Source organism: Silvimonas sp. JCM 19000, from assembly GCF_054652575.1.
The window spans coordinates 152834-174136 of record NZ_BAAIHC010000004.1 but is presented as its reverse complement, the minus strand read 5'-3'; the positions used below and the strand labels follow the sequence as shown (position 1 = coordinate 174136).

The window sequence follows — 21303 nt, the reverse complement described above, 5'->3', positions numbered from 1 at the left end:
TCCTTGCGGTGGATGGCGTGGATGCATGTTCCTCGCCGCTCGAAAACGCATAAATTGGAAAATTACCCATAAGGCAAAGAAAATTCAGCCGCTGGCATAAAATTTTTCGGCAGCGGGCAGATACATACTGGATATTTTTATCTGACTGATTTAATGCAGCTATTTTTATAAAAATGTAGCGCGCCGCGTTTGCCTGCCCGCGCTTATGCGGACTTATATCTAGTATTCTTTCGGTGCATAATTATGCACTCATGCATAAACGAGAAATTTGAATGCCTGCCGCCATCAGTTGGCATTTTGCCCGCAGCGATCTCGCCCAAATCCCCCTTGCCGCCTTGCAGGCCGGGCTGTCGCAAGCCGTTACGGTGATCGCCCCGCGCCAGATGGGCAAATCCGAATTCATGCAGCAAGACGTGCTGCCGCAGGCCGAAAACAGCGGCTGGCGCGTGCGCTATTTCAGCTGCGCATCGGTCTCGCCGCGCGTGCTGCAGCGCCGGCTGGAAGAAGCAATTTCGGACTTTGCCGCCGGCGAGAAATGGTTGATGCAGCAATTCGCCCGCCTTAGCGGACAGCGCAGCACTGCACGCCAGGGGCTGGCCGCACGGCTGGTGGGCGAACTGGCGCAATTGCGGGGCGAAAAAAAACGCTCGCTGTTGTTGCTGGATGACGTGGACCGGGTGCTGCAGCTGCCACAAGGCGAGGCCCTGCTGCGCGAAATCCTGTCTGCATTTGCCAGCACCAGCGGCCAGGCGCGGCTGATCATGAGCGCAACCACGCAAAGCGGCCAACAAGGTCTGCCCGCGCTGCTACAACAACACAGCACCATTCTGGCCTTGCCGGATATCGGCGACGGGTTTGTGCTGCATCTGGCCCAGCAATATCAACAGCTGACGCAGAGCAAACGGCAAAACGACTCGTTGTTCGGCAAGCTGGGCAGCCCGTATCAAGGCATTACCTGGGGCCAGGCCGATGAGGGCATTCTGCTGGATGCATTCCAGCGTTTGCAGCGCATTCCGTATTACTTTCGCGCGCTGGTCGAAGACCTGGTGCTCAATCCGGAACGCTCACCGGCGGAGGCCTTGCAAACGCAATTGGCGCGGCTGCAACGGCATCGCGTTTCGGTGTTGTCGTGGGACGAAATGAGCCGACTGGATCGGCTGTTGCTGGCGCAGGTAGCGCAGGGGCAAACCGGGTTTTACAGCGGCGAAATGCGCACCCTGCTGGCCGCGCAAACCGGCGTGGCGCAAGTTTCGACTTCGCAAATTCAGAGCAGCCTGAAAAAGCTGATCCGTAACCGCGTGCTGGCCCAGGACAGTACCGGGCGTTACCAGATTATTGATCCACATCTGGCAGTGGCATTGGCGGCGGGCGGCAGCAACTTGCACGCATCGGCCTAGCCATGTGGCGCTGATACCAGCCTCTGGCGGCGATCAACCGGCAGATTGGGGGACTGCGATGGCAGGTCAGGATCAACCAACCCGCTACCGCGGCTCGCGCTGAGGGGTGACCTCGGGGCGGCGCGTCAGGCGGCGTCAGAGACAGCGGCGGCTTCCAGGCCCACGCTGCGCAACACCAATGCAGTCACTTCTTCGGTAGCGCGTTCAAACCACGCTTTGGTCAGACGCGAGGTGTCGGTCACCATGCGGATCTGGGTTTCAAAGTCCGCGTAATGCTGCGTGGTCGCCCAGATCATGAACATCAGGGTCTCGCCATGCACCGGGGCAATACGACCGGCCGCCACCCATTGCTCGATACGGGCTACGCGCGCCTGAAACCACGGTTTGACTTCTTGCAACATCATTTCGCGCAAATGCGGTGCACCCGCGATCATTTCGAGGGCCCAGATCTTGGAACCTTTGGGGCGCCGCCGTGCCAGTTCCATCTTGGTCCGCACATAACCGGCAATGGCTTCGGCCGGATCGTCCGTCTCATTAAAACTGTCCGACGCTTGCAGCCATTCCTGGAACACATCTTGCAGCACGTGTTTGTACAGCACTTCTTTGGTCCGGAAATGGTAATGCAGCGTGGCTTTGGGCACGCCAGCACGTTCGGCGATCAGGCCGGTGGTGGCGCCTTCCAGGCCGCGCGTGGCGAAAACGTCTTCTGCGCTGTCCAGCAAAGCGGCTACTGGATTGGCGCGCACTGCTGATACTGCTGAAGCAGATGGCATAGGGGTTTTCCATAACAGACAAAGGGGGCGCTGTATTCTACCGGCAAACCAACGGCGCGCTGCAAGCGACAACCGGCCGCTGTTGTAAGCGTGCCGCCCTGCAGCATGAAGGGCTGCTGATTTGAATACAACGCTGTACGTAGAAGTACCGCAGAAATCTTGCACAAGTACACTGCTGACAGCTAACTTAGGCCCGCCCCTTTCCGGATCATTCGCTTTATGCAATTGCAACGCCGCTTTGCTTACTACGCCACCACGTCGGCGCTGTTAGCCCTGATGTCTGGCTGCAGCTCGATGCATATGCCATCGATGCCGAGCGTGTCGTTGCCGTCGATGAGTTCGCTCAACCCGTTTGGTGACAGCAAACCCAAATCCAGCACGCCGCCGTTTGAGGTCGAAGTACTGGCCATCAATGATCTGCATGGGCATCTGGAACCCACCCCTTTCAAGATTCCTGACCCCGATCATCCCGGCCAGACCCGCACCATCATGGCGGGCGGCATTCCGGCGCTGGGCACGCTGGTGGCGCAAGAACGCGCCCGCAACGCTGACTTTGTGTTTGTCGGCGTGGGCGATCTGATCGGCGCCAGCCCGCTGTTGTCAGCCCTGTGGCGCGATGAGCCCACGGTCGATGCCATGAACGGCATGGGCATGGCGTTCAGCAGCGTGGGTAATCACGAATTCGATCAGGGCAAGGATGAATTACAACGCATGCAGCGCGGCGGCTGCGGCTCCAATCGTCCGCAAAAGGCCTGCAAATTTGCACGTAAGTACCCCGGCGCCAAATACACCTGGCTGGCTGCCAACGTTATTGAAGACCGCACTGACAAGCCGCTGCTGCCCGCCTATGAAATCCGCGAATTTCACGGCGTAAAAATCGGCTTTGTGGCCGCCGTGCTGGAAGACACCCCGCGCGTGGTGGTGCCCTCCGGCGTGGTCGGCTTGCGCTTTGAAGACGAAGCCGACTCAATCAACCGCATCGTCACCCGCCTTAAAGGCCAGGGCGTCAATAGCGTGGTTGCGCTGATCCACCAGGGCGGCGACACGCCCGACAGCTTTGCCGTGGCAGATTGCAGCACCTTGCGCGGCGATATTGTCGGCATCACCCGCCGCCTCGACCCCGCCGTGGTCGCCGTGCTGAGTGGCCACACGCACCAGGGCTACAACTGCCGCGTGAATAACACGCTGGTCACCCAGGCCGACGCCTATGGCCATCTGGCCACGCGCTTGACGCTGTCAGTCGATAAAGCCAGCGCCAGCGTGGTCGGCGTTAAAGCCACCAACCTGGTGGTCGATGCCACGACCCTGGCACCTGACCCGGCCATGCAAAAAATCCTCGACCGCGCGCGTGAAATTACCGAGCCGGTGATCAAACAACCGGTGGCACAACTGGCCGTACCGCAACTGACGCTGGAAACCCCGGGCGGCAACGACAAAGGCTCGGGTGAATCCACGCTGGGCGATGTGGTCGCCGATGCCCAACTGGCCGCCACCCGCATCTATGGCGCGCAAATCGCCATCACCAACCGCGGCGGCCTGCGCGCCCCGCTGCCCGACCACATCCCCGCCATCGACAACGCAGTGAGCTGGGGCGATGTCACCGCCAGCCAGCCGTTCAACAACACCTTGCAAGTGATGACGCTAAGCGGCGCGCAACTGAAGACCCTGCTGGAACAACAATGGCTGCGCCACACCAACGCGCAGTTTGTTCTGCAAGTCTCCAACGGCTTCAGCTACCGCTGGAAAGCCAGCGCACCGGTCGGCCATCGTGTGCTGGATATGAAATTTGACGGCAAACCGGTGCGGCCCGACGGCGCTTATCGCATCGCGGTCAATAACTTCCTCGCCGAAGGTGGCGATGGCTTTGTGGTACTCAAAGAAGGCACCAACCGCCTCGCCCCCGGCGTGCTAGATAGCGACGCGTTGGCGGATTATCTGAAGGCCGCCGCCGATGCTGGTAAACCCGCTGGTTGGGCGCAACCGCAAGGGCGGATTGTGCGGGTGGAATAACGCGCACGCCCTCCAGCCGCGCCTCGTCTTGTCTCTGAGCCTCCACTTAAATCCACCTCACCGCCATGTCGAGCCAGAAATTTCAGTAAGTATTTGCGTAAGCAGATATCTTCGAGATCAAGTTTTTGCTGACATTTAATTGAAAAAAAATGACAGCCGGTACAAAGTTTTTAATAGTTTATCCAATACTGAACGCGTGGGGGCGTTGCCCCTGCGCTCCGGGATAAACTAAAGGACTTGCCACCATGATCGGTCGTCGTGATTTATTAAAAACCGTCCCAGCATTGGGATTTACACTTGCTTTTCCTGAACTTGCCATTGCGACCTCAAGCTGCACCGCCCCATTGACGGGCACCGTGATCGACGAAGGCACAACCCCTACAGCGTGGCCATCCGCGATGCTGACCGCGAATACGCCTCTACGCACGAACGCCACGCCAGAACTGTTCGGCTTTAACGTGTGTTGGGCCAGTTTTGAAGGCAGCGGCGCCTTCAGCGCGGCTCAGCGCGATCAGATGGCGATCAAGCTGGGCGCCGATTTTCCCGGCGCCTTATATCGCTATCCCGGCGGCACGCCATCCAACTATTTCAACTGGCGCCAGGCGCTGGCCAGCAGCAGCCGCGCGCTCCAGTATTACCAATTCGCGCCAACGTCTTCCCATGCTGTATCAGCCGTCAATATGGGCATCGACGAGTTTTTCAGCTTTGTTAGCGCAGCAGGCGGCAAAGTCGTCTACACGCTGAATCTGATGCAACCTGCTTACCAGAACCAGGCACAGACAGGGTGGGTGGTTAATCAGAAGTGGCCAGGCGCAACGCAGGCAGATCAGGATGCCGCCGCTGCCGCCGACATCATGCAGTTGGTCGATTATCTGGAAGCGCACTACAGCAACCTGATTTCGTATTACGAACTTGGCAATGAGCTGGACTTGCCCACGATTCCTGGTACCACGACACCGCTCTGGACCGGTGCCCAATATGCAAGCTGTTGCGATACGGTCATCAAGGCGATTCGCGCCAAATACGTGGGCCGCAAGATCCTGATCCATGGCCAGACCAGCTACAGTACCAACCCCACCTGGATCAGCAGCGTGGCGCCCAACATGACTACGGTCCCGGATGGCATCGCGATCCATGTCTATTACGACTACGGCTTCTATATCCAGGACGTCGCGACGTTTGCGACCAAGAACCAGTATTCGGCATGGGGCACGCTACCCGTTGTGGTGACGGAGCATGCCCGGTACGACACCTGCATTACGCAAGGCGGTAGCTGCAATGCGGTCGACGACAGCGGCGGCCTGGCGGCAACCTCTACTGCGGACTACACCATCATGACCATGACCTCGCCGATGTTTGCCGGATCATGCTACCAGGCCATCGAAGTGGCGCCATGGACCGTGTTCCACCCTGACGCGACTAACAACACGATATACACCTCGGCCACTTACGAAGCCCTGAAGGCCTTGCGCAAGGGCCTGTTGGCGGATGTCACCACGACCTACGCCTCGCAAAACCCCAAAAACAATCAAAACACAGCCTCGCCCTATAGCTACGGCGGCGGATACCAGATGCGCCATTGCTCCACCACCGATGGTGCAGGCAAGACCGCCATCATGGGCGTCAACCGTGATTCCATCCCGGTGACGTTCTATTTCACCTGGGCAGCAGCAACCTCGACGCTCACGTTTAACGAAACCGCGCATCTCGACTCATGCACGGACAATTCACTCGCCAACCAGACGGCTTATCAGATGACCACAACGAGCTTCCCGGCGGCCTCGCACCGCAGCGGAAACGTCATCACCTTCACCGTCGCGCCACGCAGCGTATTCACCTACGTCACGGTCTGAGCAGCCACACCCGGCCCAACGGCGCCCTGACAACAGGCGCCGTTTTTTTTGCCCACGCAACCTCACCCACCCTGGCAACGCATCGGGGCGGCTGCAGCACGGTCAGGTTGCTGGCCGCCGCAACGCAGCAAGCGGAGTGGGCTTAATGCCCATGAGCATTGCGAGTAGCGCCGGACTGCAAGATGACCGTGCTGCAGTCGCCCAACAGCTACATAAAAAAAGCCCCACGGCGTAACCGTGGGGCCGAACGTGCTTGCAGATCGCTGCCGCAACCAGCAAACCAGGAGAATTTCAGCTTAGTTCAATCCACAGCGCGTGCCAGTTCCAGCGCCCGACCGCTGCGGTCGAACAGCAGTGCGTTGGCACTATCGATATGGATGCCCACCACATCACCCACGCGCGGGCTGACCGCGTCGGGGGCCATGCGGATCGAGAACGAAGCCTCGCTGCCAGCCAGCGCGGTGTGCACCAGCTGGGTATCGCCGAGGTTTTCCACCATGTCTACGCGCGCTTGCAAGCCAGCTGCAGCAGGCACTACGCGCACATGTTCCGGGCGAATGCCGAGCGTCAGTTGCGCGGGCAGCGTGCCGACGGGCGTACGGCCGAAGTCGAGCGACTGGTTGCCGTTTAACTTCAGTTGCAGATTGCCCGCCACCGCGCCCGCAGTTTCCACGTCGAGGAAGTTCATCTTGGGCGAACCAAGGAAACCGGCCACAAAGGTGCTGCTGGGCTCGCGGTATAGCTGGATCGGCGGCCCGACTTGCTCGAGCTTGCCCGAATTGAACACGGCGATGCGGTCGCCCAAGGTCATGGCTTCGACCTGATCGTGCGTCACATACACCATGGTGGTGCCCAGTTCGCGATGCAGCCGCGCCAGTTCGATGCGCATTTGCACGCGCAGCGAGGCATCCAGGTTCGACAGTGGTTCGTCAAACAAAAACACCTTGGGCTGACGCACGATGGCGCGACCAATGGCCACACGCTGGCGTTGCCCACCCGACAAGGCGGCCGGTTTGCGGTCCAGCAAATGCGTAATCCGCAGCACTTCGGCCGCGCGCCCCACGGCATCCTGAATGGCGCGCTTGTCCATGCCGGACAGACGCAGCGCAAAGCCCATGTTCTCGCCCACGGTCATATGCGGGTACAGCGCATAGCTCTGGAACACCATGGCAATGCCGCGCTCGGACGGATGCAGTTCGTTGGCGCGTTCGCCTTCGATCAGCAAGTCACCGCCGGTGATGTCTTCCAGGCCGGCAATCATGCGCAGCAGCGTGGATTTGCCGCAGCCGGACGGCCCGACAAACACCACGAACTCGCCCTTGCCCACTTCCAGGTTCAGCCCTTCGATTACCGGCGCGTTATTGCCATACGCCTTTTTGATATTGCGTAGCGACAGACTAGCCATGGTTGCCCCGCTTTTGTTGGCTGACAAATTCGCGATACCAGTGCGCGCTGTCTTTCAGCGTACGTTTTTGCGTGTCGTAATCGACGTGCACGATGCCAAAACGTTTGGACAAGCCGGAATCCCATTCAAAGTTATCCAGCAGGCTCCATTCAAAGTAGCCGCGCACATCCACGCCCTGGTCCATCGCGTCTTTCAGCGCGGACAAGTGTTGTTGCAGAAACTGGCTGCGTTGCGGGTCATGCACCGCGCCGTCTTCCACGCGATCCGGGTTGGCCATGCCGTTTTCGGTGATCAGGATCGGGGGCAGGTTCGGGTATTCGCGGTTGATGCGCACCAGCAGATCAGTCAGGCCCTTCGGATAGATTTCCCAGCCCATATCGGTAATGCCCAGCGCGCGCGGCGGCTCGATCGGCGGGTTTTGCGTGCTGCACCAGGCGCGGAAGTAGTAGTTAACGCCGAGGAAGTCGATTTTCTGGCCGATGATGTCAAAGTCGCCCGGCTCAACTTTGGGCGCGGCGTCGCCATACACTTCCAGCGCCAGCGGCGGGTAGTGGCCCTTAAAGATCGGGTCCATAAACCAGCCGGTAAAGTTTTCATATTCCAGCTGCGCCTGGCGCTTGTCCGCCGCGCTGTCGGTGGCCGGATCGGCGTCGGACTGGTTCAGTACGATACCCAGTTGAGCCGAGATGCCGAGCTCGCGCAGCGCTTTGATACCCAGACCATGGGAGAGCAGCAGATGGTGCGACACCTGGTTGGCCAGCGCGATATCGGTAAAGCCGGGGGCAAAGCGACCATGAAAATTGCCCAGATAGGCGGTGCACCACGGTTCGTTGTGGGTAGCAATGCTGGCCACGCGGTTGCCAAAGCGGCGGCCCACTTCGGCGGCGTATTCGGCAAAGCGGTAAGCGGTTTCACGGTTGCCCCAGCCGCCCACATCCTGCAGCGCTTGCGGCAGATCCCAGTGGTACAGCGTGACGTGGGCCTTCAGGCCTTTGGCGTCCAGCTCGTCCAGCAGGTTTTCGTAAAACTTGAAGCCTTCTTCATTCCAGGCGCCGGAGCCAGCGGGCTGCACGCGCGGCCAGGCAATCGAGAAGCGATAGGCGTCCAGGCCCAGGTCGGCCATGATCGCCACGTCTTCTTTGTAGCGATGGTAGTGGTCGCACACCACGGTGCCGTCCGTGCCGTCGATGATTTTGCCCGGGGTAGCGCAAAACGTATCCCAGATCGACGCGCCGCGGCCGCCTTCGGTGGTAGCGCCTTCAATCTGGAAAGAGCTGGTGGCAACGCCCCAGACAAAATCACGCGGAAAAACGAGGGAAGACATGAGTAACTCCAGTTTCAAATGTAGAGCGACGGTGGTTTGAAAGACCGCGCCGGTACGCCTGCCAACGTGAACCGGTCAGCCAGACTCGTGTTAAAAATTCGCTGCGATTGGTCAAATCGCGGACGTAGCCCGCCCTGCCCGGCTGTGTATAGACACAGCCGGCTGCGGCTTACGTTGTTGGGTTCAAGGAATAAAGTGACTTAGCCTTTGACGGCCCCTGCGGTCAGGCCGGCAATCAGACGGCGCGAGAACAGTACAAACAGAATCAGCAGCGGCAGTACCGCAATCGCCGACCCCGCCATCACCGCGCCCCAGTCTGTATTGGTGGTGCTCTGCACGCTGCGCAGCGCCACCGGCAAGGTAAAGTTCTCGGGGGTATGCATAATCACCAACGGCTGCAGAAAGCTGTTCCAGCTGGTAATAAAGGTAACCAGACCCAGCGTGCCCAAAGCAGGCCCGATCAGCGGCAGCACCACATTCCAGTAGATACGGAATTCCCCGCATCCATCGATGCGCGCCGCTTCCATCAGTTCTTTGGGCACGGCCGAGCCGATGTACTGGCGCATCAAAAAGATGCCAAACGCCCCAGCTGCAGCGGGTAGATACAAGGCCCGCGGTTGATCCAGCCAACCCAAGGCGTTCATCAACATAAAGGTCGGGATCAAGCCGAGGAACGGCGGCAACAGCATGCTGCCCAGCACGATGGCGAAGAAGAATTTCTTGAAGCGAAATTCATACATCGCAAAGGCATAGCCCGCCATCGAGCAAAAGAACAGCGCCAGTACCGTGGTCATCGCGGCCACGTAAAAGCTCATGCCCAGGTTATGCCAGAACGGGATCAGCGCGTTGATGGCGGTGATGTTGTGCGCCAGTGCCTCGCCAAACCACATCGGTGGCGGGATGTGATAAATCGCCTCACGCGGTTGCGTGGCCAGCACAAAGGTGAAGTAGAACGGCGCCAGCATCAGCACCGCGCCCAGAAACACGATCACCCAGGCGATGCTTTTGCCGGTGGTGTTTTTCTTGGTGACGGCCATGCTCAATCCTCCCCGCCAGCCAGTTTGAACAAACGGTTATTGCCGTACGACAGCACCGCGATAATCACGAACATCACCCACGAAATCGCACATGCCGTACCAAAGTCGCTGAAATAGAACGCGGTGCGGTACATATACATGGCCGTGGTCATGGCCGCCTGGCCGGTGCCGCCGTTGTCGCCTAGCAGAATGAACGGCTCTTCAAACAACTGCAGGTTGTTGATCAGCGTCAGCGATACGGCAAAGAACATCATCGGGCGGATCATGGGCAGCGTGATATGCCAGAACTGGCGCGTAATGCTGGCGCCATCCAGCGTGGCCGCTTCGTACAGGTCTTCCGGGATGGTCTGCATGGCGGCCAGGTACAGCACGGTATTCCAGCCCACATAGCGCCAGAACACCACAAAGCTGACCGTCGGCTTGACCATTTCAGTGTTCTGCAGCCAGTCCACTTTGTGGTCGGGCAGCAATTGGCCTATCAGCGGCAGATGGTCGTGCAGGCTCATCAGGATGGCGTTGATGGCGCCGAAATCCTTGGAGAACAACGAGCTGAAAATCAGCGAAATCGCCACGCTCGAAGTAATAAACGGCAGAAAGTACGCGCCCAGCACCAGGTTACGTCCACGCAGCAAGGTGCTAAGGAAGGCGGCAAACGGAATCGCCACCAGATGCTGCGGCAGGCCCGAGGCCAGCGCGATATAAACCGTGTTACCGAGGCTCTTCCAGAACCAGCGGTCGGTCAGCACAAACTTGTAATTGTCGAGCTGGATCCATTTGATTGCGCCAAAGCCGGCGGCGGGGTCCCACTGGGCAAAAGACAGCGTGGCCGAAAAAATCAAAGGAAACGCGCCGAATACGGCAAAGATGATCAGAAACGGGCTGATAAAAATATACGGCGCCCATTTCCACGACTGAAAACGTTTGCGTCGCCGCGGGGCAGTATTGCTTGCGGCAGGGGACAACACGGATTCCATGCAAAAAACTCCGGTGTTCCGTAAAAAATCGGCCGGGGAACACGCCGGCCCTCGAGTCGGGCTCATGATCTGGCAGTGGGCGACGGTGTCCGCAGCATCTTTACGCCGATGACGAGTGGCAGCTCATCTTCTTTGTAACGATCCGCGGTCTTGCCGCCCGCTACCTGCATCAGGCAAAACGCCCGCAATGCTTTAACCAACATGGGCTCAGACTAACGCCCTGCCCGGCTTAACGACGGGCGCGGCGTTCAACGTCAGCCTGCGCATCAGCCAGGGCGGCTTTGATGTCTTTGCCCTGGTGCACCACCTGATCCAGCTGGTCGTTGATGATGTCTTCAGCTACGCCGTCGTTCTTGTTGATCGGGATTTCCGGCACATGCTTGGCGGCATCACGCCACATTTCGCGCGCTTTCTGGCCACCCAGGTACGGCAGCGGTTCGGACATGCTCGGGTCATCCTGCGCGGCTTTCAGCGACGGGAAGGCATCCAGCGTCTTGAACGCAGCAATTTGTTGCTCGCGGTTGGCGGCCAGGAATTTCACGAACTCATAAGCCTCAGCCTTGTGCGTGGACTTGGCCGGAATCGCGTAGAAAGAACCGCCCCACGAGGCAAAAGCGCCGGCGGGCAGGTTGCACGAACGCCATTTGCCGCCTTGATCCGGCGCCAGCCAGTGCGCCAGATGGCCGTTGAGCCATGCGCCCATGGCTTGCGTGGCGATCTGGTCATGCTGGAAGCCAGCCGCCCATTCGTTGCTCCACTGCTTGATATTGCCGGCGATGCCTGCGTCCTGCGCTTCTTTGGCGTACTTGAAGGCGTTTTCAAAGCGCGGGTTGCCAGCAATGATGGGCTTGCCGCTCTTGTCGAAATAGATGCCTTCACCGTTCTTGAGGTTGGAACGGATATAGATATCTTTCAGATCCACCGGGCTGGCCACCAGATAAGCACCGGTAGCGGCTTTGATCTTTTTGCCGGCGGCGATATAGGTTTCCCACGACTTGGTCAGATCGGCTTCGGTCACGCCCGCCTTATCCAGCAAGTCTTTGCGATAAAACATGGTGCCCGGGCCGATATCGACCGGCAGCGCATAGACGTCACCATTGGTGCCCTTGGCTTGCGCCCAGGAATAACCGGTGATCTGGCTTTGCAGCTGACCTGCGTTATACGGCGCCTTGGACAGGTCTTCCAGACCGCCCGAAGCGATAAACCGACCCACAAAACCGATTTCAAGACCCATCACATCAGGCAGGCCAGAGCTGGAAGCCAGTTGCGTGGTGAGCGCGTTAACGTGATCCACACGTTCGCGGCTAACCAGTTTGATTTCGACATCAGGATGCAGCTTTTTGTACAGCGGAATGGCCGTTTTTACGTCGCGATCCAGATCCGGAAAGCTGGCAACGGTCAGGGTTACAGCAGCCCAGGATGGCAATGCAGCAGCGCAGAGCGCGGACGCTACTGCCAGTCGTACAACTTTATTCATGACTCTCTCCAACGACATGAGGTTGTAGTAATATGAAATCGATTTCGTAGTTGCAGTAGAAAAACGGCTTTTTTGCCGTTATCGTTGAAATCGTTTTCAGTTTTAGTCCTGGACGCATACAGCGGCAATAAGTTGTTCCATGTAGGTGCAATTTTTTCACTACATTTTACATGGCGCTTTCAGGTGCACTGTTGCGGTGCACCAAACCCTGCAGAAACAACGGTAAACAACGCAATATGACGCTTGAGCAACCCGATAACTACAACGTAACCGTGCAAGATGTGGCGCGTGAGGCCGGCGTGTCGGCCAGCACGGTATCGCGCTATCTGACTGGGGTAACGGCGGTTTCCACGGCCAAACAGGAAGCCATTACCCGCGCCATCGAAAAACTGAATTTCAAACCCAATGTGTTGGCGCAAAGCCTCAAAACCGGCAGTACCAAGACCATAGGCATCGTCACGCAGGACATCAGCTCGCCGTTTTTTGGCGAAGAACTCAAAGGCGTGGAGCATGCCATTTCCGGCACCGGCTACGCTTTGCTGATCGTGAGCGGCCATTGGCAAGAGCGCGAAGAACAGGATCATGTTGATTTGCTGATCGCCCGCCGCGTCGACGGCATCATTATTTTTATGGCGACCAGTACCGATAAGCAGATCGAACAGATTGCGCGCCAGATTCCGGTGGTTTTTACCGGCCGCCGCATGGAATCGCCGCGGGCCATCGGCCTGGCCGTCGATAACGAGGCCGCCGCCTACCAGGCCACGCAGTATCTGATCAGCCAGGGCCACAAACGTATTGCGCATATTGCGGGCCGGCTGGCCCAGCCCGATTCGGAAGCGCGTTTGCAAGGCTATCGCCGCGCGCTGGCCGATGCGGGCCTGGAAGCCGATCCGCGCCTGGTGGCGGTGGGTGACTTTACCGAAGCCGGTGGCGTGATGGCGATGACGCAATTGCTGGAATCACGCGCGCCCTTCAGCGCTTTGTTTGTTGCCAATGACCAGAGCGCCCTTGGCGCACGGCTGGCGCTGTATCGGCGCGGCATCCGCGTGCCGGAAGAAGTATCGATGATCGGCTTTGATGATCTGGCGGTATCCAATTACATGCTGCCGCCGCTCACCACCATCCGCCAACCCACCTTTGACATGGGCAAGACCGCCACCGAAACGCTGTTGAATATGCTGAGCAACCAGGCGCAAACCGTGCAGTATCCGCAGTTCGAGCTGGTCGTGCGTGAATCGGTGCGGCGTGTTTGAGCCCGCCTGGTTTAGAATGGCGCCTGTCTGTCTGCCGCCCTCTACACCATGAATCTGCCCCGCAAAGCCCCTGTATTTGAAGCGCTCACCGTCGCTGGCCCGGCTGGCCAGCTGGAAGTATTGCGGCTGGAATCAGCGCTGCCCGAAACGCGCGGCATTGCGCTGGTGGCGCACCCCAACCCGCTTGAAGGCGGCACCAACACCAACAAGATTGTGCACACGCTGGCCAAGACCTTATCGCGATTGGGCTATGTGGCGTACTGCCCCAATTTGCGCGGTGTGGGCCGGTCCGAAGGCGAACACAGTCGCGGCGTGTATGAACCCGATGATATGGCGGCCGTATTGGCGCAAGCGCGGGTGGATTTTCCTGGCGTCACGCGCGTGGTGCTGTCCGGCTTTTCGTTTGGCACCTTTGTGCAGTCACAACTACGCCAACGCCTGAGCGATGCAGAAGTCGAAGGCATGATTTTGATCGGCCCCGCCACCATCCGCCATCAATTCCCCCCGGTGCCGGGCGATACATTGGTGATCCACGGCGAGCAGGACGAAGTGGTGCCACTGCAATCAGTGTTCGACTGGGCCCGGCCGCAGCAACTACCGGTGCTGGTGGTGCCCGGCGTTGGCCATTTCTTCCATGGTCGGCTTACCCAACTGGCCGATCTGGTCGATCGCGAATGGCGTAGCCGGATGCAGGCATGAATTTGCCCGCCGGCTTGTTCCCCGCGTGGTTGTGCATCGGCGCCTGCGTGATTGCCGGGCTGCTGCTGGCACGCTCTATCTATAAAACGGCGTGGTTGACCGTGCCGCAATCCGAGCTGACCTGCTGGTTTGGCGGCACGGTGCTGATGCTGGTGCTGTGGCAGATGAAGGCCAATATCCAGCCCGGGCTGACTTTTCATTTGCTGGGAGCGGCTGGCCTCACCCTGATCGCGGGCCCCGACCGTGCGCGCATCGGCGTCGCGGTGGCGCTGGTGGCCGATATTCTGGATGGCCATGGTGACTGGAGCGGCATCGGTTTGTCGTGGCTGTTAACCGCTGGCATCCCCACCACGCTGACCTGGCAGCTGCTCAAACTGGCGCAAAAGCGTCTGCCGCATAACTACTTTGTTTATATCTTTCTGAACAGCTTTGCCGCGGGCGCGTTATCGATGTGGCTGGTGGGCATCAGCACCTGCGCGCTGCTGTGGGCCACCGGTGTGTACGCCCCGGATTTTTTGCTGGAAGAACAATTGCCCTACTACCTGCTGTTTGGTTTTCCCGAGGCATTTACCACCGGCATGGTGATGACCATGCTGGTCATTTATGCCCCGCAATGGGTGGTGACGTTTGATGACCAGCTATACCTGCGCAATAAGTAAAATCGCAAATCCGCACGGTAAAAGTAGGTTCAGATAGTCCTTAGCAACGATGTTTTTCGCGGCGTAGCATGGCGGCTCTGGTTAACTCATGGCGGCTGAAAATGACGTGTTTGAATGCGCAGAGGGTGGTCAAAAAATCCGCGGACGCGGGCGTGTGTGCGCTGCACCCGCGCGGTGCCAACAAGGATGAAACGATGAAGAGCCCATCCTACGGGGCCGAAGTGGCTGCCGAGTTACGCGCTCGCAATGTTGATCCGGAATGGCTCGACCGCATGCTCGCCATTGCCCTGCAAGTGGCGGCCAGGCATGGTGTGCCCTGCCCCTACGCGCCCGAATACGGTATCCAGTGTACGGGCGAGATTTATATGACTTTGCCTGTGGACGTGAGCCACGACGACGCGGCGATGCTCGGTATCGAATTCGCTATCGAGATGTACACCCTGATTCCCGATTTTCCGGCCGAGCACATCGCCGCCGACATCACCCGTCGGAGGCGCGATGACTGATAGCAACGCATTGCTGCAATGCGCTGAACAGCTCTTGGCAGCACACGGCGCTGATGACGAAACCGTACGCCGCACTGTGGCTAACCGGGCCTATTACGGCGCGTACCATGCCTGCCGCGATGCGGTACATCGCCTGAAGTTGCCGTATTTCGCTGAGGTCTCAGGTGGCTCGCACGCCCGCGAATACAAGGCGATGGAAGCCTGCCGCGCCCACCACTGCGCACATCCCGAGCGAGTGCGTGCTCTGGCTTACCGCTGCCAACGGATTTTGCGACCACTGCGGGTCCACGCGGATTACGAACTGGTCCGCGCGTTTAGCCGGGACGACATGGACCAGACGCTGACGCATGCCAGGCAAGTCACTGCAAGCATCGCCACCATCCGCTGACTGCACTGTGATACCCAACAAAAAGCCCGCAAGCAGTGCGGGCCTTCTGCCGAGCAAACCGCGCTTGCTTAGCTGCCACTAACCTTGTACTTGGTCGCCAGTTTCTTGGCGTGGTCCAGATGGCCTTGCAGCGTCGGTTCGGTTTTTGCCGCGAAGCCTTTTACGTCGGCATCGCTGCCCCCGCTGGCTTCTTTCTGGAACAGCGCCACGGCTTCTTCATGTGCCTTGACCTGAAACTGCACATAAGCCTGGTCAAACGCCTTGTCGTGCAGTTGTTCCAGCTTGGCGATCTCGGCTTGTTGCGCCGAATCCGGATCATGCGGCACCGGCTTGGCCTTCAGCGCTGCCACGGTTTCAAGGTTCTGTGCGGCTTTGGTGTGGTCCTCGATCATCATGTTGGCAAAGGCCTTGATGTCTTTGGCTTTGGAATGCTTGAGCGCCAGTCGGCTGGACTGGATTTCCGCCGCACCGGCATGGCCTGCTTTGTCGACGAAATCTGCATCGTCCGCCGACAGTCGGGACGGTTGCACATCCGCAGCCGGTTTAGCCGCGGTATTGCCGGTCGATGATTGGGTATCCGCAGCAAAACTGCTGCCCGCGGCCAGAAGCAAACCGGCGAGTAAGGCCGGCAAAACACGACGGGTTTGAAGCGAGGACATGACATTTCTCCGTTGTAGCGTTATTGGTTTTTATCGCCCAGCCACTATGGCGTGCTGTGCGTCTGGCGGCAGCCATGCGGGCCTGCCGCCCACTGTTGCTGAAAGCTCAATGACTGATAATCCAGCCGCCGATGCGCCAGTGACGCGGCATACGTTGGCCGACCAGCCCGGCCAGCAAAGCGCCGGGCGTGGATGGATTGAGCGAGACCGCGCCGCGGTCGCGCTGATCAAAATATGGTGTGTTGGTACCGGGTTCGTCCGGGCTGCGCGGCGGCTCTTTGATCGGGCCCGGCGGATCCGAAAACGGCGGGTCTTGCTCCGGGTTGTGCGGAAACGGTTCGTCGGGCTGGATCGGCTGCGGCGTCGGCGGTGGGCCAGGCAAATGATCCGGCGGCTCGCCGGGCACACTCGGTGGCATGGCGATCACGCGCGGCAATCCATCAGGCGCGCGGCTGGGGGTAATCGGGTTCATGGTGCCCTCCTGCATGGGCCGCATTGCTCAGCGGGCGGTACAGCGTGCAACGCGCTGGCCCGGCGTCGTGCGCCGTTGCGGCAATCTGGTGCACGTATCATGCGCGTTTGCCGATGTCACCAAAGTCAGACAAAGCACGAATCCCCCGTGAGACAAGCCCGGCTCCGGCTGAGGTGCATGGCATACTGGCCGCCACTGCATCGCCCACATTCAGCCTGATGACCGACCCGTTTCCGCTGGTGCACGCCAGCCGCCTGCTGCTGCGTCCCCTCACCCACGCCGACGCCCCGCGTCTGTATGCCATCCATAGCGATCCGCAAGTCATGCGCTGGTTTGGCTCGGATGCGCTACGGCAGCCGGAAGAAGCGATTACGCTGATCGATACTTTTAACGCGCGTTGGTGCGAGCCGGTGCCAGGCGTGCGCTGGGCAATCGAGCGGCGCAGTGATGGGTTGTTACTGGGGACGTGCGGGCTGGGTCGCTGGAATCGCAGTTGGCATAGCGCCGTGACGGGCTACGAACTGGCGCGCGACGCATGGGGCAACGGCTATATGGCCGAAGCGCTGCGGGCCGCCCTGGGCTGGGGCTGGGCACGCATGGAACTCAATCGGGTGGAAGCGCAGATCCATCCCGCCAATGCGGCGTCGATCCGGCTGGTAGAAAAGCTGGGCTTTGTGCGCGAGGGATTGCTGCGCCAGGCCGGTTACTGGAATGGCCAGTATCAAGACCTGGTGCAGTTTGGCTTGCTACGGGCGGAGCGCAAATAAATCAGCAGCCCGCAGCCCGCTGGTCACCCGCGCCCTGAACCGTTCAAGCGTGGGTATCGACGCGACCCGGCGGGGTCGTGGTGGTGCTTGCTGCCGGTGCAGGCGCGGGCGCCGGAGCCGGGCTGTTGACACGCGCGGTGTTCACCGGCTTGGTCGGCGCGGCAACAGTGGTAGAAGACAGTGGGCTGACAGCCATGGTGATACTCCTGAGTAGTGGATCGGCGGTGGATACGCGGGTTTCGGCGGGCGCGGTCAGTTGCCGGCCAGCATCGAATCGATCACCGGGCCGAGCTTGGCGCCGGTGTTTTTCCATTTATCAAAACCGTAATTGGAAGCCTCATAACTGGCGCTACCCAATAACTGGCCATTGCGACGCAAAGACAAAGCGGCTTCGCCCAGATAGGACACGTCTTCGTCCTGGCCCCATTTCTTTTCCCATTTACGCGACGCGCTGTAATACAAGGTGGCGCAGCCGGGCGGCTCGGTGCCGGGCGAATACACGCGGCTTTCGATACCGTAATGCTTAAGGCCCACCTGCAGCGACGGCACAAAATCGGGCACCGTCACTTTTTCATTCCACTCGATACACACTTCCTTCAGCGACAGATACGGCCGCACATACTGAAAGCTGTTCGAGTTCTGATTGGCATTGGCAGCGGCCGCAGTAATGGTGGCAATGCCGTCGGCCGTGGCCGAGATAATGCCGTCGACCGGCACCACCACACAGCCGTTCAGCGCCAGCAGCAAAGCCAGTGCGGGCAAGCAGCGCGCCGCGCGCATAAGCCGGTCAGTCAAAGCCGAGCACGCTCATAAAGGTTTGTTGCAACCAGCCCACCGTATTGGCATCGGCCACGACGCCGTGGCCCAGTTGTTCCAGGCGCACGTCGGCCACCTTGTTGGACGGGATGGTGTTACCGGTCTGGATATCGCGCTTTTTGACAATGCCGGAAAAGCGCAGCGTATTGACGTCGCCATTGAGCGAAATGCGCTTGTCCCCGGCGACTTCAAGATTGCCATTGGCCAGCACATCGATCACGGTCACGGTGAGCGTGCCGGTCATGCTGTTGGCGTTGTCGGTGCTGCCTTTGCCGGTAAAGCTGTCGTTGCCGGTGGAGGTGACGTTCAGGTCGAACAGGGTCTTGATCAGGCCGCCCATATTGCCGGTGGAGCCCGGACCCTTAAAGCCGACCGTGCCGCTTTTGCTGGCGGAGGTATTGGATTTGTTGCTGCCGGTCAGGGTCTCGGCAATGGTGATGGTCAGGGTATCGCCCACGTGTGACGCCACAGACTCTTCAAACAGCATCTGCGCCGTGGCGGTCTGGAAGATCGAGCCCTGGTTCTCATACGCCGGTTGTTGCACGGGCGCGCGCGCATGCGTCGGCACGGTAATCATCGACTGTTGCGGGTTGGCACAGCCGCCCAGCGTCAATGCGGTCAGGGCCGTCAACAGCGGGCAATAAACTCGGAACAACGACATGACGACCTCACAAAGAATGCATCGACCCAGCGATAGCGGTGCCGATTGTGAGGAAGCAATAAGGAAGAAATGTGCAAGAAGTGTGGAACTTGCGTGGCCGCCCGGGCAGCGGCCACGCCATGCCAAGGCTTACAACGGCGGGGTTTCGGCTGCTTCGTCCGTCACCTCGCGCCGTTCACGCGGCAGCAGCAGATTGAGCACGATGGCCACAATGCTGACCAGGCCGACGCCAGCCAGTTCGTGGTCGCCCAGCTTGACGGTAAAACCGCCTATGCCGCAGGTCAGAATCACCGAAGCAATTACCAGATTGCGCGGCGCCATCAGATCAACCTTGCCGTCGATCATGGTCTTGACCCCCAGACTGGCAATGGTGCCAAACAACAACACCATCACACCGCCCATCACCGGCATCGGAATGGATTGCAGGATGGCATTGAACTTGCCGAAAAAGGCCAGCATCACCGCCAGGCAGGCCGCCCAGGTCATGGTCACCGGGTTGAAGTTGCGCGTAATCATCAGCGCGCCGGTCACTTCGGCATAGGTGGTAATGGGTGGCCCGCCAATCAGACCGGCAAAACACACACCCAGGCCGTCGCCGGTGAGCGTGCGGTGCAGGCCGGGGCGCTGGGTATAGTCTTTGCCGGTTACCTTGCCGATGGCCATCACTGCGCCGACGTGTTCGATGGCGGGCGCAATTGCCACCGGCAACATGAACAGCGCGGCATTCCAGTTCACCACCGGCGAAACCAGCGTCGGCAGCGCAAACCACGGTGCAGCGGCGATGCGGGCAAAGTCGACCATGCCCATGAACGACGCCACGATATAGCCGACGATAACGCCGGACAGGATAGGCACCAGCCGCAGCAAACCACCGGCAAACACCGAGACGATGATGGTGGTGGCCAGCGACACCGTGGCCAGCATCAACGACGGCCAGTAGGCCACCAGTTGTTTGCCGCCGCCCTGCCCCATGGCCATGCCCGAAGCGGTCACCGCAACCGACAAGCCAATCACCATGATCACCGGCCCGATCACCACCGGCGGCAACAGGCGGTTGATGATGCCCATGCCTTTCATGCGGATCAGCCCGGCCACCACAAAGTACATGACACCGGCACAGAACAGGCCGAACTGCGTGGCGGCCTGGCCCCAGGTATGCATCGAGAAAATGATGGGCCCGATAAAAGCAAAAGAGGAACCGAGGAACAGCGGCACTTTGCGGTCAGTACACAACTGGAACATCAGCGTACCCACGCCCGCGCCCAGTAGCGCCATGGCTGGGTTGAGCCCGGTGAGCAGCGGCACCAGCACCAGTGCGCCGAACGCGACAAACAGAATCTGCGCGCCCGAAATAAATTGTTTGAGGCCAGAGAACATCACGTCGCCTTTTATTGTTGATAGGTTCAGGGGTTTAGGGATGAAGGCAGTTCAGCAGATAAAACAACGCCGGGACGGTGCCCGGCGTGGTGAAAATCATCAGGGTCAGCGCTTGGCGACCGTCCCGAAAATCTTGTCACCGGCATCGCCCAGCCCCGGAATGATGTAACCCTGTTCATTCAGGTGGCTATCGAGCGCTGCGGTGTAGATCTGCACATCGGGGTGCGCCGCATTCACCAGCTTGACGCCTTCGGGCGCGGCGACCATAACGATGGCCTTGATCTGCTTGCAGCCGTTGCGTTTGAGCATGTCGATGGTGGCCACCATCGAACCCCCGGTGGCCAACATCGGGTCGATGATCAAGGCGAGGCGGTCATCCAGGCTGCCAACAAATTTCTCGAAATAGGGCTCGGGTTGCAGCGTCTCTTCATTGCGCGCCAGGCCCACAACGCTGATCTTGGCCGACGGCACCAGATCAAGCACGCCATTGAGCATGCCCAGACCGGCGCGCAGTATCGGCACCACGGTCAGCTTTTTGCCTTTGATTTTTTGTACTTTGACTTCGCCACACCAGCCCTGAATGGTGCGATGTTCCAGCTGCAGATCGCGCGTGGCCTCATACGCCAGCAGGCGGGCGAGTTCTTCCGTCAGCAGGCGGAATTTGTTGGTGCTGACGTCTTCTTCGCGCAACAGCGCCAGTTTGTGCTGGACCAGCGGATGGTCAACGACGGTAAGTTGCATGAAGGCGGCTCCGGATAATGTCTGGGGGGATTGCCGCGTATTGTAAGGCTTTCGG

Annotated in this window: 22 protein-coding genes; 9 read left to right on the top strand and 13 right to left on the bottom strand. The window is 59.5% G+C overall.

Annotation, left to right across the window (positions count from 1 at the left end; translation table 11 throughout):
* Positions 1-272 precede the first annotated feature (272 nt).
* Entirely contained in the window at positions 273-1397 is a 1125-nt protein-coding gene (locus ACYQ1A_RS05875; RefSeq protein WP_499360964.1) for a hypothetical protein, read from the top strand.
* A 125-nt stretch (positions 1398-1522) separates the two neighbouring features.
* On the opposite strand, the gene ACYQ1A_RS05870 is transcribed toward ACYQ1A_RS05875, so the two are convergent.
* The gene (locus ACYQ1A_RS05870) at positions 1523-2170 is read right to left on the bottom strand and encodes a TetR/AcrR family transcriptional regulator (RefSeq protein WP_062221407.1); all 648 of its coding nucleotides are present in this window, start codon (positions 2168-2170) and stop codon (positions 1523-1525) included.
* Positions 2171-2389: 219 nt separating this feature from the next.
* On the opposite strand from ACYQ1A_RS05870, the gene ACYQ1A_RS05865 reads away from it, so the two are divergent.
* Both ACYQ1A_RS05865 and ACYQ1A_RS05860 read left to right on the top strand, forming a co-directional pair.
* Entirely contained in the window at positions 2390-4180 is a 1791-nt protein-coding gene (locus ACYQ1A_RS05865; RefSeq protein WP_499360963.1) for a bifunctional metallophosphatase/5'-nucleotidase, read from the top strand.
* Between the two features lie 398 nt (positions 4181-4578).
* Complete coding sequence (locus ACYQ1A_RS05860; RefSeq protein WP_499360961.1) at positions 4579-6033, top strand: hypothetical protein; 1455 nt, start codon at positions 4579-4581, stop codon at positions 6031-6033.
* Between the two features lie 301 nt (positions 6034-6334).
* On the opposite strand, the gene ACYQ1A_RS05855 is transcribed toward ACYQ1A_RS05860, so the two are convergent.
* From ACYQ1A_RS05855 to ACYQ1A_RS05835, 5 genes are all read right to left on the bottom strand, one after another.
* On the bottom strand, positions 6335-7438 hold the full coding sequence (locus tag ACYQ1A_RS05855) for an ABC transporter ATP-binding protein (protein ID WP_499360960.1): 1104 nt from the start codon (positions 7436-7438) through the stop codon (positions 6335-6337).
* Entirely contained in the window at positions 7431-8762 is a 1332-nt protein-coding gene (locus ACYQ1A_RS05850; protein WP_499360958.1) for a GH1 family beta-glucosidase, read from the bottom strand. Before ACYQ1A_RS05850 ends, ACYQ1A_RS05855 begins: the two co-directional genes overlap by 8 nt.
* 200 nt (positions 8763-8962) lie before the next feature.
* The gene (locus ACYQ1A_RS05845; protein WP_499360957.1) at positions 8963-9799 is read right to left on the bottom strand and encodes a carbohydrate ABC transporter permease; all 837 of its coding nucleotides are present in this window, start codon (positions 9797-9799) and stop codon (positions 8963-8965) included.
* A gap of 2 nt (positions 9800-9801) precedes the next feature.
* Positions 9802-10773 carry a carbohydrate ABC transporter permease gene (locus tag ACYQ1A_RS05840; protein ID WP_499360955.1) on the bottom strand — a complete coding sequence of 324 codons (972 nt, stop codon included), beginning with the start codon at positions 10771-10773 and terminating at the stop codon, positions 9802-9804.
* A gap of 229 nt (positions 10774-11002) precedes the next feature.
* Positions 11003-12250 (bottom strand): extracellular solute-binding protein, encoded by a 1248-nt coding sequence (locus ACYQ1A_RS05835; RefSeq protein ID WP_499360954.1) that lies wholly within the window; start codon positions 12248-12250, stop codon positions 11003-11005.
* A gap of 236 nt (positions 12251-12486) precedes the next feature.
* Between ACYQ1A_RS05835 and ACYQ1A_RS05830 the strand changes: the two genes are divergently transcribed.
* The 5 genes from ACYQ1A_RS05830 (at position 12487) to ACYQ1A_RS05810 (ending at position 15755) form a co-directional block, all read left to right on the top strand.
* The gene (locus ACYQ1A_RS05830) at positions 12487-13503 is read left to right on the top strand and encodes a LacI family DNA-binding transcriptional regulator (RefSeq protein WP_499360952.1); all 1017 of its coding nucleotides are present in this window, start codon (positions 12487-12489) and stop codon (positions 13501-13503) included.
* A gap of 48 nt (positions 13504-13551) precedes the next feature.
* Positions 13552-14202: an alpha/beta hydrolase gene (locus ACYQ1A_RS05825; protein WP_062221429.1), complete on the top strand. Its 651-nt coding sequence runs from the start codon at positions 13552-13554 to the stop codon at positions 14200-14202.
* On the top strand, positions 14199-14861 hold the full coding sequence (locus ACYQ1A_RS05820; RefSeq protein ID WP_499360949.1) for an energy-coupling factor ABC transporter permease: 663 nt from the start codon (positions 14199-14201) through the stop codon (positions 14859-14861). The genes ACYQ1A_RS05825 and ACYQ1A_RS05820 overlap by 4 nt, the downstream gene beginning before the upstream one ends.
* A 194-nt stretch (positions 14862-15055) precedes the next feature.
* The gene (locus tag ACYQ1A_RS05815) at positions 15056-15367 is read left to right on the top strand and encodes a hypothetical protein (RefSeq protein WP_499360948.1); all 312 of its coding nucleotides are present in this window, start codon (positions 15056-15058) and stop codon (positions 15365-15367) included.
* Positions 15360-15755, top strand: coding sequence for a hypothetical protein (locus ACYQ1A_RS05810; protein WP_499360947.1), 396 nt, complete (start codon positions 15360-15362; stop codon positions 15753-15755). The genes ACYQ1A_RS05815 and ACYQ1A_RS05810 overlap by 8 nt, the downstream gene beginning before the upstream one ends.
* Positions 15756-15823: 68 nt before the next feature.
* Here the strand turns inward: ACYQ1A_RS05810 and ACYQ1A_RS05805 are convergent, their stop codons facing one another.
* Together ACYQ1A_RS05805 and ACYQ1A_RS05800 are read right to left on the bottom strand one after the other, a co-directional pair.
* On the bottom strand, positions 15824-16414 hold the full coding sequence (locus ACYQ1A_RS05805) for a DUF4142 domain-containing protein (protein ID WP_499360946.1): 591 nt from the start codon (positions 16412-16414) through the stop codon (positions 15824-15826).
* A gap of 106 nt (positions 16415-16520) precedes the next feature.
* On the bottom strand, positions 16521-16886 hold the full coding sequence (locus ACYQ1A_RS05800) for a hypothetical protein (RefSeq protein WP_499360944.1): 366 nt from the start codon (positions 16884-16886) through the stop codon (positions 16521-16523).
* A 173-nt stretch (positions 16887-17059) separates the two neighbouring features.
* Between ACYQ1A_RS05800 and ACYQ1A_RS05795 the strand changes: the two genes are divergently transcribed.
* On the top strand, positions 17060-17653 hold the full coding sequence (locus ACYQ1A_RS05795; protein ID WP_499360943.1) for a GNAT family N-acetyltransferase: 594 nt from the start codon (positions 17060-17062) through the stop codon (positions 17651-17653).
* A 43-nt stretch (positions 17654-17696) separates the two neighbouring features.
* Here the strand turns inward: ACYQ1A_RS05795 and ACYQ1A_RS05790 are convergent, their stop codons facing one another.
* The 5 genes from ACYQ1A_RS05790 to upp form a co-directional block, all read right to left on the bottom strand.
* The gene (locus ACYQ1A_RS05790; protein ID WP_499360941.1) at positions 17697-17849 is read right to left on the bottom strand and encodes a hypothetical protein; all 153 of its coding nucleotides are present in this window, start codon (positions 17847-17849) and stop codon (positions 17697-17699) included.
* Positions 17850-17905: 56 nt separating this feature from the next.
* Positions 17906-18415 carry a cell division protein FtsI gene (locus ACYQ1A_RS05785; RefSeq protein WP_499360940.1) on the bottom strand — a complete coding sequence of 170 codons (510 nt, stop codon included), beginning with the start codon at positions 18413-18415 and terminating at the stop codon, positions 17906-17908.
* 25 nt (positions 18416-18440) lie between these two features.
* Positions 18441-19130: a flagellar basal body L-ring protein FlgH gene (locus ACYQ1A_RS05780; protein WP_062224665.1), complete on the bottom strand. Its 690-nt coding sequence runs from the start codon at positions 19128-19130 to the stop codon at positions 18441-18443.
* A gap of 129 nt (positions 19131-19259) precedes the next feature.
* Positions 19260-20507: a uracil-xanthine permease family protein gene (locus tag ACYQ1A_RS05775; protein ID WP_499360939.1), complete on the bottom strand. Its 1248-nt coding sequence runs from the start codon at positions 20505-20507 to the stop codon at positions 19260-19262.
* Positions 20508-20612: 105 nt separating this feature from the next.
* Complete coding sequence (upp, locus tag ACYQ1A_RS05770) at positions 20613-21248, bottom strand: uracil phosphoribosyltransferase (RefSeq protein ID WP_499360937.1); 636 nt, start codon at positions 21246-21248, stop codon at positions 20613-20615.
* Positions 21249-21303: the final 55 nt, after the last annotated feature.